This is a genomic window from Pseudomonas sp. XP1 (assembly GCF_053557675.1).
Window position 1 is genome coordinate 10,010 of the sequence record NZ_JBNRIJ010000010.1, and the last position, 13,784, is coordinate 23,793.

General features: G+C 64.6%; 11 protein-coding genes. 1 reads left to right on the forward strand and 10 read right to left on the reverse strand.

Going from position 1 to position 13,784, the window contains the following annotated elements; translation table 11 throughout:
• Window positions 1–53: 53 nt before the first annotated feature.
• The 10 genes from lysS to ACK1U9_RS11460 all read right to left on the reverse strand — a co-directional run bounded on the left by lysS (window position 54) and on the right by ACK1U9_RS11460 (window position 12,363).
• Window positions 54–1,556, reverse strand: coding sequence for a lysine--tRNA ligase (lysS, locus tag ACK1U9_RS11415; RefSeq protein ID WP_046616107.1), 1,503 nt, complete (start codon window positions 1,554–1,556; stop codon window positions 54–56).
• Window positions 1,557–1,648: 92 nt separating this feature from the next.
• A protein-coding gene (prfB, locus tag ACK1U9_RS11420) for a peptide chain release factor 2 (protein WP_108480361.1) occupies window positions 1,649–2,744 on the reverse strand; the annotation gives its coding sequence in 2 pieces (ribosomal slippage) (window positions 1,649–2,671 and window positions 2,673–2,744; 1,095 coding nt in all).
• A 239-nt stretch (window positions 2,745–2,983) separates the two neighbouring features.
• Complete coding sequence (wspR, locus tag ACK1U9_RS11425; RefSeq protein ID WP_046616106.1) at window positions 2,984–3,988, reverse strand: Wsp signal transduction system regulator diguanylate cyclase WspR; 1,005 nt, start codon at window positions 3,986–3,988, stop codon at window positions 2,984–2,986.
• 51 nt (window positions 3,989–4,039) lie between these two features.
• Window positions 4,040–5,053 carry a Wsp signal transduction system protein-glutamate methylesterase WspF gene (gene wspF / locus ACK1U9_RS11430; RefSeq protein WP_449109906.1) on the reverse strand — a complete coding sequence of 338 codons (1,014 nt, stop codon included), beginning with the start codon at window positions 5,051–5,053 and terminating at the stop codon, window positions 4,040–4,042.
• Window positions 5,050–7,347, reverse strand: coding sequence for a hybrid sensor histidine kinase/response regulator (locus tag ACK1U9_RS11435; RefSeq protein WP_085601944.1), 2,298 nt, complete (start codon window positions 7,345–7,347; stop codon window positions 5,050–5,052). Before ACK1U9_RS11435 ends, wspF begins: the two co-directional genes overlap by 4 nt.
• Entirely contained in the window at window positions 7,344–8,006 is a 663-nt protein-coding gene (locus ACK1U9_RS11440; protein WP_449109907.1) for a chemotaxis protein CheW, read from the reverse strand. Before ACK1U9_RS11440 ends, ACK1U9_RS11435 begins: the two co-directional genes overlap by 4 nt.
• Complete coding sequence (locus tag ACK1U9_RS11445) at window positions 8,003–9,283, reverse strand: CheR family methyltransferase (RefSeq protein WP_449109908.1); 1,281 nt, start codon at window positions 9,281–9,283, stop codon at window positions 8,003–8,005. The genes ACK1U9_RS11440 and ACK1U9_RS11445 overlap by 4 nt, the downstream gene beginning before the upstream one ends.
• Window positions 9,280–9,786, reverse strand: a complete 507-nt coding sequence (locus ACK1U9_RS11450) for a chemotaxis protein CheW (RefSeq protein WP_046616101.1) — start codon at window positions 9,784–9,786, stop codon at window positions 9,280–9,282. Before ACK1U9_RS11450 ends, ACK1U9_RS11445 begins: the two co-directional genes overlap by 4 nt.
• A 5-nt stretch (window positions 9,787–9,791) precedes the next feature.
• Window positions 9,792–11,414 carry a methyl-accepting chemotaxis protein gene (locus ACK1U9_RS11455; RefSeq protein WP_449109909.1) on the reverse strand — a complete coding sequence of 541 codons (1,623 nt, stop codon included), beginning with the start codon at window positions 11,412–11,414 and terminating at the stop codon, window positions 9,792–9,794.
• A gap of 256 nt (window positions 11,415–11,670) precedes the next feature.
• On the reverse strand, window positions 11,671–12,363 hold the full coding sequence (locus ACK1U9_RS11460) for a tellurite resistance TerB family protein (RefSeq protein WP_449109910.1): 693 nt from the start codon (window positions 12,361–12,363) through the stop codon (window positions 11,671–11,673).
• Between the two features lie 217 nt (window positions 12,364–12,580).
• On the opposite strand from ACK1U9_RS11460, the gene ydcS reads away from it, so the two are divergent.
• Window positions 12,581–13,732, forward strand: coding sequence for a putative ABC transporter substrate-binding protein YdcS (ydcS, locus tag ACK1U9_RS11465; protein WP_046616098.1), 1,152 nt, complete (start codon window positions 12,581–12,583; stop codon window positions 13,730–13,732).
• The last annotated feature ends 52 nt before the right edge of the window (window positions 13,733–13,784 follow it).

Consider the following 13,784-nt stretch of genomic DNA (forward strand, 5'->3'; position numbering starts at 1 on the left):
ATAAAGCTTCAGGCAAGAAAAAGCCGCCTCGAAAGGCGGCTCGTTCAATTCACTCAGGCTTGCGGACGCATGTGCGGGAACAGGATCACGTCGCGGATCGACGGCGAGTTGGTCAGCAGCATCACCAGGCGGTCGATGCCGATGCCTTCACCAGCAGTCGGTGGCATGCCGTACTCCAGGGCGCGGACGAAGTCGGCGTCGTAGTGCATGGCTTCGTCGTCACCGGCATCCTTCTCGGCCACCTGGGCAAGGAAGCGCTCGGCCTGGTCTTCGGCATCGTTGAGCTCGGAGTAGGCGTTGGCAATCTCGCGGCCACCGATGAACAGCTCGAAACGGTCGGTAACAGCCGGGTTGTCGTCGTTGCGACGGGCCAGCGGCGACACTTCGAACGGGTACTCGGTGATGAAATGCGGTTGCTCCAGCTTGTGCTCGACCAGCTCTTCGAAAATCATCACCTGCAGCTTGCCCAGGCCTTCGTGGCCCAGCACCTTGGCCCCGGCCTTTTTGGCGATGTCGCGTGCGCGGTCGACGTCCTGCAGGTCGGCAGCGGTCAGCTCCGGGTTGTACTTGAGGATCGAGTCGAATACCGACAGGCGGGCGAACGGCTCGCCGAAGTGGAACACCTTGTCGCCGTACGGCACATCGGTAGTGCCCAGTACCAGCTGCGCCAGCTCGCGGAACAGTTCCTCGGTGAGGTCCATGTTGTCGCGGTAGTCGGCGTAGGCCTGGTAGAACTCGAGCATGGTGAATTCAGGGTTGTGACGAGTCGAAACGCCTTCGTTACGGAAGTTGCGGTTGATCTCGAACACCTTCTCGAAGCCACCAACTACCAGGCGCTTGAGGTACAGCTCCGGCGCAATACGCAGGAACATGGCCATGTCCAGGGCGTTGTGGTGAGTTTCGAACGGCTTGGCCGCGGCACCACCCGGGATGGTTTGCAGCATCGGCGTCTCGACTTCGAGGAAGTCGCGCTCGATGAGGAACTTGCGAATGTGCGAGATCACCTGCGAACGCACGCGGAAGGTGTGGCGGGTTTCTTCATTGACCATCAGGTCGACGTAACGCTGGCGGTAGCGCTGCTCGGTGTCGGTCAGGCCGTGGTGCTTGTCGGGCAGCGGGCGCAGCGACTTGGTCAGCAAGCGCACATTGGTCATTTCGACGTACAGGTCGCCCTTGCCGGAACGGGCCAGAGTGCCTTCGGCGCTGATGATGTCGCCCAGGTCCCAGGTCTTGACCGCGGCCAGGGTCTCTTCCGACAGGGTCTTGCGGTTGACGTAGACCTGGATACGGCCGGTCATGTCCTGAATGACCATGAACGAGCCGCGGTTTAGCATGATGCGGCCGGCAACCTTGACCGGAATCGCTGCAGCTTCCAGTTCTTCCTTGGTCTTGTCCGCATACTGCTTCTGCAGGTCGTTGCAGTAGCTGTCGCGACGGAAGTCATTGGGGAAGGCATTGCCCTTGGCGCGCTCGGCGGCAAGCTTTTCCTTGCGCAGGGCGATCAGGGCGTTTTCTTCCTGTTGCAGGTCTTGCGCTTCGGTCTTGAGGTCGCTCATTTCGTCATTCTTTCCATCAGGTGTTCGGTGCCCCTTTCGGGCAGGGCACGCGATACCGGCCCAGGCCAGGTACCGCGGCGGTTGTATGCGGTTTACAGCCCCTGCTTGAGGCTCGCTTCCAGGTACTGGTCGAGGTCGCCGTCCAGCACCTTCTGGCAGTCGCTGCGCTCGACACCGGTACGCAGGTCCTTGATACGCGAGTCATCCAGCACATAGGAGCGGATCTGGTGGCCCCAGCCGATGTCCGACTTGCTGTCTTCCAGCGCCTGCGAGGCGGCGTTGCGCTTCTGCATTTCCAGCTCGTACAACTTGGCCCGCAGCATTTTCATGGCGGTGTCCTTGTTGGCGTGCTGGGAGCGTTCGTTCTGGCAGGCCACCACGGTGTTGGTCGGTACGTGGGTAATACGCACCGCCGAGTCGGTGGTGTTCACGTGCTGACCACCGGCACCGGAGGAACGGTAGGTGTCGATACGCAGGTCGGCCGGGTTGATCTCGATCTCGACCTTGTCGTCGATCTCGGGCGACACGAACACCGCCGAGAACGAGGTGTGGCGACGGGCACCGGAGTCGAACGGGCTCTTGCGCACCAGACGGTGCACGCCGATCTCGGTGCGCAGCCAACCGAAGGCGTACTCGCCCTTGATATGCACGGTAGCGCCCTTGATGCCGGCGACTTCACCTTCGGAAAGCTCGATGATGGTGGCATCGAAACCACGCTTGTCGGCCCAGCGCAGGTACATGCGCAGCAGGATGTTGGCCCAGTCCTGCGCCTCGGTACCACCGGAGCCGGCCTGGATGTCCAGGTAGGCGTTGTTCATGTCCATCTCGCCGCTGAACATGCGACGGAACTCGAGCTGGGCCAGTTTTTCTTCCAGGCCTTCCAGTTCGGTCACGACGTCGCCGACGGCGCCTTCGTCATTCTCCTCGACGGCCATGTCGAGCAGGTCCTGGCAGTCCGCCAGGCCGCCGGACAGCTTGTCCAGGGTCTCGACGACCTGTGCCAGCATGGCACGCTCTCGGCCCAGGGCCTGGGCGTACTCGGGCTTGTTCCAGACGTTAGGGTCTTCCAGTTCGCGGTTGACTTCGATCAGGCGGTCATGCTTGTGATCGTAGTCAAAGATACCCCCGAATGGACTGGGAACGCTCGGTGAGGTCCTTGATGGTGTTCAGGATCGGTTGGATTTCCATGGGCGGGCAGCTCTCGTGCGAATTCGGTGAAAAGCCTGCGAGTATAACCGAGTCCGCTGCAGGGCGGCAGACCCGCCGGGCGCCCGAATGGCCGCAATTACCCGCGTAGGAGCGGCCTTGTGTCGCGATGGGGCGCGCAGCGGCCCCGGAATTCAGCTTCGCAGCAGATACTGCAGGGGGCCGCTGCGCGCCCCATCGCGACACAAGGCCGCTCCTACAAGGGTACGGTGCAGGCCCTGTCAGGCGATGCCAACCTGGTTGCGCCCGCCATTCTTGGCCTGGTACAGGCCTTTGTCGGCAGCCGAGATCAGCTGCCGGCTATGGCTGCCGATGGACGGAGTCTGGGTGGCCAGACCAATGCTGACTGTCAGATACGAGTCGGGGACCGGCGCGGTGTGCGGGATGCCGAGGCCGAGCACGGTCTGGCGCAGCTTCTCGGCCATCAGGCGTGCCCCACCCGGCGAGGTGTTGGGCAATACCAGGACGAATTCCTCGCCGCCATAGCGCGCCGGCAGGTCGGTCGGCCGCGAGCACGAGCCGCGGATTGCCTCGGCCACCTGGCGCAGGGCCTCGTCACCGGCCAGGTGGCCAAAACTGTCGTTGTAGGCCTTGAAGTAGTCGACGTCGATCATCAGCAGCGACAACTGCTGCTGCTCACGCATGGCCCGGCGCCATTCCAGTTCCAGGTACTCGTCGAAGTGGCGGCGATTGGACAACCCGGTCAGTCCATCGGAGTTCATCAGCCGCTGCAGCATCAGGTTGGTATCGAGCAGTTGCTGCTGGCTTACGCGCAAGGCACGGTAGGCCTCGTCGCGCTGCAGCAGGGTGAGGTAGGAGCGCGAGTGATAGCGGATGCGCGCCACCAGCTCGATGGTATCCGGCAACTTGACCAGGTAATCGTTGGCCCCGGCAGCAAAGGCTGCACTCTTGACCAACGGGTCTTCCTTGGTCGACAGGACGATGATCGGGATGTCCTGGGTCGCCGGATTGTTGCGGTATTCACGCACCAGGGTCAGCCCGTCCAGGCCAGGCATGATGAGGTCCTGCAGGATAACCGTAGGCTTGATGCGCACAGCCTGGGCCACCGCCTGGTGCGGGTCGGCGCAGAAGTGGAAGTCGATGTTCTCTTCGTTGGCCAGGCCACGCCGCACCGCCTCGCCGATCATGGCCTGGTCGTCGACCAGCAGCACCATCGCCGAGTTCTCGTTGGGGGTCGTGAAACCTTCGATCGGTAAATCATTCATACCTGTTCACCCGATCACTACCGGCCTGGCGGCGTGATTCAATACACTTCGTCATTTTGCGAAAAATTCCATCAAGCGCCCGGCTATGCGTTCCAGCGGGCGGATTTCTACCGCGGCATCGATAGCCGCGGCAGCCTTGGGCATCCCGTACACCGCACTGCTGGCCTGGTCCTGGGCAATGGTCAGGAAGCCTTGCTGGCGCATCAGCTTCAGGCCCTGGGCACCATCGCGGCCCATGCCGGTAAGCAACACGCCCACCGCATCGCCGGCCCAATAGCGCGCCACACTCTCGAAGAAGACATCGATCGAGGGTCGGTAAATTTCATTGACAGGTTCGGCAGTGTAGGCCAGTTGGCCGTCCTGTAGCAGGCGAATGTGGTGATTGGTGCCGGCCAGCAACACCTGCCCCGGCTGCGGCGGCTCGCCTTCACGGGCCAGACGCACCGGCAGCCCGGCGGCGCTGCTGAGCCATTCGGCCATTCCTGCGGCAAACACCTGGTCCACATGCTGGACCAGCACGATGGCCGCCGGAAACGCCGCCGGCAGGCCCTGAAGCAAAACTTCCAGCGCCGCCGGGCCACCCGCCGAAGAGCCGATCGCCACCAGGCCACGGCGCTGGGAAGCCTCGCGCAGCGGCGTGGCCACCGGGCGAGCGGCGGGCGCCCGCTGCTGGCCGATCAGCCAACCGATATTGAGGATCTTGCGCAGCAGTGGCGCCGCCGCTTCACGGGGGTCGCCCGCGCCCAGCGCCGGGGTGTCTACCACGTCGAGGGCGCCGTAGCCCATGGCCTCGAACACTCGGTGCACGTTCTGCTTGCGGTCGACCGTGACGATTACGATGGCGCATGGGGTTTCGGCCATGATCCGCCGGGTGGCCTCGACACCATCCATGACCGGCATGATCAGGTCCATGAGAATCAGGTCTGGCTGCTGCTCGGTGCAGCGCTGCACCGCCTCGGCACCATTGCTGGCCACCCACACCACCTGGTGCGCCGGCTCCAAGGCGACTGCCCGGCGCAGCGCCTCGACGGCCATGGGCATGTCGTTGACGATGGCGATCTTCATCCCTGAGCACCTCCGATCAGCTCAACCACAGCATCCAGCAACGCGTCGTCATGGAAACTGGCCTTTGCCAAATAGTAGTCGGCGCCGGCATCCAGGCCACGCCGTCGGTCTTCCTCACGGTCCTTGTAGGACACCACCATCACCGGCAGCGATTGCAGGCGCTGGTCGCGGCGCACCAGGGTGACCAGTTCGATACCGTCCATGCGCGGCATGTCGATGTCGGTGATAAGCAGGTCGAAGTCCTCGCCACGCAAAGCGTTCCAGCCGTCCATGCCATCCACCGCCACGGCCACGTCGTAGCCGCGGTTGCCGAGCAGCTTGCGCTGCAGTTCACGCACGGTCAGCGAATCGTCGACCACCAGGATACGCTGGCGCGCCACGCCACGGGCTCCGCTGCTGCCACGTTCGATGCGTTCCAGGCTGCCGGTGCTGAGCAGTTTCTCCACCGAACGCAGCAGGTCCTCGACATCGATGATCAGCACCACCGAACCATCGTCGAGCAAGGCACCGGAAGAAATGTCCTGCACCTTGCCCAGCCGTGGGTCGAGCGGCATCACCACCAGCACCCGCTCGCCCACCAGACGCTCCACGGCCACGCCGTACAGTTGCTCGCGCTCGCGAATCACCACCACCCGCAGGCTGTTCTCCTGCGTTTGCCCGGCCGGGCGGTTGAGCAGTTGGCTGGCCGCGACCAGGCCGATGTGCCGGCCTTCGTGCCAGAAGTGCTGGCGGCCTTCGATCTGCACGATCTCTTCGGCGCTCACTTCGAGCGTGCGTTCGATATGAGCGAGCGGGAATGCATAGGCCTCGCCGCCCACCTCGACCACCAGGCTGCGCACCACCGACAGGGTCAATGGCACCTGCAGGTGGAAACGGCAACCCTGCCCGGCCAACTGGGTCAGTTCGATCGAACCGCGCAGCTCACGGATCATGTGCTGCACCGCATCCAGGCCCACGCCGCGACCGGACACTTCGGTGACCTTGTCGCGCAGGCTGAAACCGGGCAGGAACAGAAACGTCAGCAACTCTTCCTCGCTCATCCGCGCCACCGTGTCGGCGGGCGACAGGGCACGCTCGACAATGCTGCTGCGCAGGCGCTCGAGGTCGATGCCGGCACCGTCGTCGATCAATTCCAGGCTGAGCATACCGGCCTGGTGCGAGGCCCGCAGGCGGATCACCCCCTCCTCCGCCTTGCCCGCCAGCAGCCGCCGTTCGGGCAGCTCGATGCCGTGATCGACCGCGTTACGCAACAGGTGGGTCAGCGGTGCTTCGAGCTTTTCCAGCACGTCACGGTCGACCTGGGTCTTGTCCCCCTCTACCAGCAGCCGCACCGGCTTGCCCAGCGAACGGCCAAGGTCGCGCACCATGCGGCTCTGGCCGGTCAGCACATCGGCAAACGGCCGCATCCGGCAGGCCAGCGCGGTGTCGTACAGCAGTTGTGCGCGCTGGCTGGCCTGCCAGCCGAACTCGTCCAGGTCGCCAGCTTGCTGCTGCAGGATCTGCTGGGTTTCCGCCAGCAGGCGCTGGGTCTGTGCCAGGGCTTCGAGCACCTCGCTGCTCTGGCCACTGTCCTCCAGCTGCATGCGAAGGCCGTCAAGCGCCTGCATGCCCTGGCCATGCATGCGCTTGAGACGCTGCAAGGTCGCCAGGTAAGGCTTGAGCCGCTGGGTTTCCACCAGCGACTTGCTGGAAAGGTCGAGCAGGCTGTTGAGGCGGTCGGCGGTCACTCGCAGCACCCGCTCCGTCCCTTCGCCGGTGCGCTTGCCGGCCTTGCGACGTGGGGCCGGCTCGGGCTCAGGCTCCAAGGGTTCGACAGGCAGCGGCACAGGTTCGTCTTGTGCGGTTTGCCCCGGCGCTTCCGGCTGCGCTGGCACGGCTGGCGGCGCGGGGGGTACGGCTGCCGCCCCCGGGTCGAGCAGGTTGGCCATTTGCGCAAGGAACACCGGCAGAGTCGCCTGCGCACCGGCATCGCCAGGCGTGGCGATGCGCATCAACAGGTCGGTGCCCTGCAGCAGGGCGTCGATATGCTCGGCGCTCAGCCGCAGGCGACCCTCCTGGGCGGCCACCAGGCAGTCCTCCATGACATGGGCGACGCTGACGCCAGCGTCCACCCCGACGATCCGCGCCGCGCCCTTCAGCGAGTGGGCCGCACGCATGCAAGCCTCGAGCTGGTCGGCCTGCGTGGGATTACGCTCCAGCGCCATCAGGCCGGCGCTGAGCACCTGGGTCTGCGCCTCGGCCTCCAGGCTGAACAGTTCGAGCAACGATGCGTCGCGCATTTGCTCTGGGGTCATGACAGGCTCCGCTGCACGGCAGACAGTAAGTGTTGATCGTCCAGCACCCGCACGCTGCGGCCACGCCATTGCAGCACCGCTGCGGTGAAGCGGGAGGCATCCTGGCCGCTGCCCAGAAGCTTCGGGTCGAGCCGGTGAATGCCATCGATTTCCTCGACCGCCATCACTACCGGGCCACCCTCCGCAGCCAGGATCAGCATGCGTGGCACCGCCCGGCCGCCACGTTGCTCGGCAGCGCTGGCCTGTACACCCAGCAGGTCGGCCAGTGACAGGCACGGCACCAGCGCACCGCGCACGTTTGCCACCCCCTGCAATACCCGCGAGCGCTGGTGTGGTAGCGAATGCACCGCCTGTAGCGGGGCAATTTCGGCCAGGCAGGCGGTGGCCAGCGCCAGCCACTCTTCGCCCAGGCGGAACAGCAGCATGGAGCGGCCGGTGCTTTCCTCGACTGGCGACGCCACGGCAGCCTGATGTTCCTGCATCAGCGCGTAGCGGTCGAGCAGGCGTGTTGCCGCTGCGGCATATACCTCGCAGTTGCGGCAGTGAACGTGACGTTCCAGCAGTGGGCACTGCTTGTCGCCGTGTACGCCAATGCGGTTCCAGCAATCGTCGATGTGCGCGTCATCCTCGGCGAGCAACTGCATCGCGGATTCCTTCATCGTTCAGACTCCCGGCCAACCCGCGCGGCGCGCTCCTGAAGGCGCCGAGCGCCGGCCAAGTCACCCTGGGCCGCCAACAACGCCGCCAGGTGTACCAGCGCCTCGGGGTGCTGCGGCTCCAGGTACAGGGCTTTGCGATAGTGGGTCAGTGCCTGCTGGGCATCGCCTTCGGTATCGCTGAGCAGCCCCAGCCAGTAGTAAACCTGTGCCGAAGGCGCGAACTGGTCCAGGTAGCGCTGGCATTCGCCACGGGCCTGGTCGCTGGCACCGGCATTGGCAAGCCGGGCAATGCTGGCCAGCAACTCGCTTGCCGCCTCGCGCTTGTGCTCGCGCGCTGGCGCTGGCGCTGGCTTGGCAGCCACAGGCAGCACCCGCAATGGGCGCGACGACGCTGGGCTCGGTAGCGGATAGCCTGGCTTGGCCAGTGCGGACGGCGTGCGCCGCAAGGGCTGGACCGGGGTTGTAGCCAGCGCGGCGCCGCCCTCCTGTTGGCGCACGTAGGCGAACGATTGGGCAATCCCCAGCGGGCGCATGCCCAATCGCGCCAGCAAGCTACCTTCGGCCGGACCGATGAACAGCACACCCTGCGGGTGCAACAAGCGCTTGAGCACTTCGAACACCCGTTGTTGGGTCGGCACGTCGAAATAGATCAGCAGGTTGCGGCAGAACACGAAATCGTAAAGGCCATCGCGGCTGGCCAGCGCCGGGTCGAGCACATTGCCCACCTGCAGGCTGACTTGCTCGCGCACCCGTTCATGCAGAAGGTGGCCTTCCTCCAAAGCATCAAAGTAACGCTCGCGAAAGCCCAGGTCGCTGCCACGGAAGGCATTGCGGCCGTACACGCCCTGCCCGGCCTTGGCCACGGAACTGGGGCTGATGTCCATGCCGTCGATCATGAACGCCCCCGGCGCAATGCCGGCATCGAGCAAGGCCATCGCCAGCGAATAGGGTTCCTCGCCGGTCGAGCAAGGCAGGCTGAGCAAACGCAGCGGGCGCACCCCGGCCAGCTCGGTCAGGCGCTTGTGCGCCAGGCTGGCCAAGGCCGTGAAGGACTCTGGGTAACGGAAGAACCAGGTTTCCGGGACGATGACCGCTTCGATCAGTGCCTGTTGCTCATCCATCGACTGTTGCAGGTGCAGCCAGTAATCATCCAGGTCCGCAGCGTTCACGGCCACGCAGCGCTGGCGCAGCGCACGCTCGACCATGGGCGCGCCCACCGACTCCACGTCCAGGCCGATGCGTTCGCGCAAGAAGCGGAAGAAATGCTGTTCGTTCATGTCGGCATCCCTGTCGGATCATCCGCGTACAGCAACTCGTGCACGGCATCGGGCAGCAGGTCGTTGACTTCAATGCGCTGCAGCAAGCCCTGCTCATCCTGACGCACCGGGCCCAGGTACGGGGCCTCAGCGCTGTCCACGCCATAGGGCTGAAACTCGTTGGGGTGACAACGCAGGGTTTCGGTGGCCTGTTCCAGGATCAGGCCAAGCTGCAGGCCGCCTCGGTAGTGCACCAGCACCAGGCGGGTACTGGTGCGCTGCGCTGCCGGCTGGCCGAAGCTCAATGCCGCCAGGTCGACCACCGGTACCAGCAAGCCCCGGTGTGCAAGTATGCCTGCGACCCAGGCAGGCGCCTTGGCAATCGGCTTGAGCGGCTGGCGCGGCAACACCTCGATCACCTCGTGCACGCTCAGGGCAAAGCGTTGCTCCCGGATGCGAAACTGCAGGTACAACGCCCCCTTGGCGTTGACCGCCCGCGCGGCACGCGGTTGCAAGTCGTTCATCGCAGTCAGACTTTGAAGCGCGAAACGCCGCCACGCAGGCCAGCGGCCACCTGGCTCAGCTCATCGATGGCGAAACTGGCCTGGCGCAGTGATTCGACCGTCTGGGTGCTGGCATCGCTGAGCTGGGCCAGCGCCTGGTTGATCTGCTCGGCACCGGTGGCCTGGGCCTGCATGCCTTCGTTGACCATCAGCACGCGCGGCGCCAACGCCTGCACCTGGTGGATGATCTGGCTGAGCTGCTCGCCCACCTGCTGCACCTCGAACATGCCGCGGCGCACTTCTTCGGAGAACTTGTCCATGCCCATGACCCCGGCCGACACCGCCGACTGGATCTCGCGCACCATCTGCTCGATATCATAGGTTGCCACGGCGGTCTGGTCGGCCAGGCGGCGCACTTCGGTGGCCACCACGGCAAAGCCGCGGCCATACTCGCCGGCCTTTTCCGCTTCGATGGCAGCGTTGAGCGACAGCAGGTTGGTCTGGTCGGCAACCTTGACGATGGTCACCACCATCTGGGTGATGTTGCTGGCCTTTTCGTTGAGGATGCCAAGCTTGGCGTTGACCAGGTCGGCGGCGCCCATCACCTGGTGCATGGTTTCTTCCATGCGTGCCAGGCCCTGCTGACCGGAACCGGCCAGGCTGGAGGCCTGATCGGCGGCCGAGGTGACTTCGGTCATGGTGCGCACAAGGTCACGCGAGGTGGCGGCGATTTCCCGTGAGGTGGCGCCGATTTCGGTGGTGGTGGCAGCCGTTTCGGTAGCGGTGGCTTGCTGCTGCTTGGAGGTTGCAGCGATTTCGGTCACCGAGGTGGTCACCTGCACCGACGAACGCTGGGCCTGGGCCACCAGGTTGGCCAGGGCCTCGGCCATTTCGTTGAAGCCGCTTTCGATGGCGCCGAACTCGTCCTTGCGGTCCAGGCTCAGGCGCATGCTCAGGTCACCGGAGCGCAGTTTGTCGAGGGCATGGACAATACGCTGCATGGGCGCGGTGATGGCGCGCATCAGCAACAGGCCGCAGATACCGGCGGCGATGATCGCCAGCAGCAGTGAAACCATCATGCTGCCCTTGGCCGTGCTCACGGCGCCGACAATCTCGTTGGTGTCGGCGTCGGCGGAGGCGCGGTTGTGCTCGATCACTTCGTTCAGGTGCTTGCGGCCTTCGATCCAGGCCGGGGTCAGCACATCGGTGATCAACCGCTGGGCTTCGGCGTAGTTGCGCTGTCGATAGGCTTCCAGCACCTGGTCGACAATCTTGAGGTAGGCATCTTTCATCTGGATGAAGGTGTCGAAGCGCGCCTGGTCGTCATCATCCTGAATGGTGTCCTGGTAGCTGTCCATGTGCTGTTTCAGGCGGTCCTGGAAGCTCTTGAACAGCTCCGTGTCGGCCGAGGTGAATTCGCGGTGGTTGGACAGCCCCACCAGCTGCTGGCTGGTGACGTAACTGTCGACCCAGGCACTGCGGATCATCGAACTGTAGTAGAGGCCGGGAATGCTGTCGGTCCCCACTGCCTGCTCGGCGGATGCGATGGTCACCAACCGCGAGTAGGCGGCCACGATCATCAGCAGCATGATGGCGATGATCACGGCAAAGCTTGCCAGGATCCGTTGGCGCAAGGTCCAGTTCTTCACATTCAGCCCTCAGGAAATCACAACGAGCGGGAAAAATCGCCGAAGTATAGCCCAGGCGCCCAGCGCTCATGCGGCTGAAATGTGGGGTAACCAGATAACCTTGCCGACAGACCGGTCATTTGTGCCCAACGCCATTGGGGCCGCTGTGCGACCCATCGCCGGCACGCCAGGCTCCCACCTCGACCGCATGAGCTCGGGGCATGTGCGATCCCTGTGGGAGCCGGCTTGCCGGCGATGGGCTGCAACGCAGCCCCCATCACTGGCCGGCGGCAAGCCTTGCCTGGCTTTCCAGTTCCTGGCGCAGGATCGGGTCCAGGCGCAGCTGGCGGGCCAGTTCGTCCAGGTAGGCGCGTTCCATGAAGTTTTCCTGGTCGACCATCATCACGCTGGCCAGGTACATCTCGGCAGCCATTTCCGGGGTTTGCGCGGCACGGGCCACTTCGGCCGGGTCCAGCGGCTTGTTCAGCTCGGCATGCAGCCAGTGCTGCAACTCGCGGTCGTTGTCCAGGCGGGTGAACTCGCCCTCGATCAGCGCACGCTCGCGTTCGTCGATATGGCCATCGGACTTGGCCGCCGCCACCAGCGCCCGAAGTACCGCCTGGCTGTGCAGCTCGGCCTGGGCAGGCGGCAGTCGGTCTACGGTCTGTGGCTCGGCGGCGGCCACCTGCTGGCTCGCCTGCCAGTTGCCGTAGGCCTTGTAGGCCAGCACACCGAGCGCGGCCAGGCCGCCGTAGGTGAGGGCCTTTCCGCCATATTTGCGGGCTTTCTTGTTGCCTAGCAGCAAACCCATGGCGCCCGCCGCCAGGGCGCCGCCACCGGCACCTGAAAGCAGGCTGCCAAGGCCGCCGGCACTGGTACCTGGCTTGCCAGAGCTGCCCTTGCCAGCCTGGCTGGCAAGCAAGTCCTGGCCTGACTTGAGCAACTGGTCGAGCAATCCCCGGGTATTCATCAAACGGTCTCCACATTGGCCAAGGGAGCCGTCAGGTTAAGCCCTGCCCGCCCGATCGCCACGGGGGGATTTGCTTCCGGATGTTGCATTGGCTGGCAAAAAGCCAACTAGACTCGATATCGCCAATACCGCGCATAACCGCACCACGTTCATGACTATCGCTTCACTGCTTGCTTGATGACTGCCCCGACCAAAATCTCCAATAAGAGGGAACACCATGTCAGTGCACAAGACCGCATTGCTCGGCGCAACCGCCTGCGCCGTGCTGGCCAGCGCCAGCCTGCAGGCTGCCGAACCGCCCAAGGCCCTGGGCCCCGGCGAGGGCCGCCTGGACATCGTCGCCTGGCCCGGCTACATCGAACGCGGTGAAAGCGACAAGGCCTACGACTGGGTGACCGGCTTCGAGAAGGAAACCGGCTGCAAGGTCAGCGTCAAGACCGCCGCCACCTCGGACGAGATGGTCAGCCTGATGACCAAGGGCGGCTACGACCTGGTCACCGCCTCGGGCGATGCCTCGCTGCGGCTCATCGCGGGCAAGCGGGTGCAGCCAATCAATACCGCCTTGATCCCCAACTGGAAGAACATCGACCCACGGCTGCAGGACGGTGGCTGGTACGTGGTCGACAAGCAGGTCTACGGCACCCCGTACCAATGGGGGCCGAACGTGCTGCTGTACAACACCGACGTGTTCAAGCAGGCGCCCACCAGCTGGGGCGTGCTGTTCGAGCCGCAGAACCTGCCCGACGGCAAGCCGAACAAGGGCCGCGTGCAGGCCTATGATGGGCCGATCTATATCGCCGATGCGGCGTTGTACCTGAAGACGGCCAAGCCGGAGCTGGGCATCCAGGACCCATACGAGCTGAGCGAAGCGCAGTACAAGGCCGTGCTGGAGCTGCTGCGCCAGCAGCAACCGCTGATCCACCGCTACTGGCATGACGCCACGGTGCAGATGAGCGACGTGAAGAACGAAGGCGTGGTCGCCTCCAGTTCCTGGGGCTACATGGTCAACGGCCTGAAGGCCGAGAAGCAGCCCGTGGCCTCGACCATTCCCAAGGAAGGCGCGACCGGCTGGGCCGACACCACCATGCTGCACAGCGAAGCCAAGCACCCCAACTGTGCCTACAAATGGATGGACTGGTCGCTACAGCCGAAGGTACAGGGAGACGTGGCAGCCTGGTTCGGTTCGTTGCCGGCGGTGCCGGCGGCCTGCACCGGCAGCGAGCTGCTGGGGGCCGAGGGCTGCAAGACCAACGGTTTCGACAACTTCGACAAGATCGCCTTCTGGAAAACCCCGCAAGCCCAGGGCGGCAAGTTCGTGCCGTATAGCCGCTGGACCCAGGATTACATTGCGATCATGGGTGGGCGCTGAGGTTGCCTGAATGCCTGTGCCGGCCTCTTCGCGGGTAAACCCCCACCCCCCC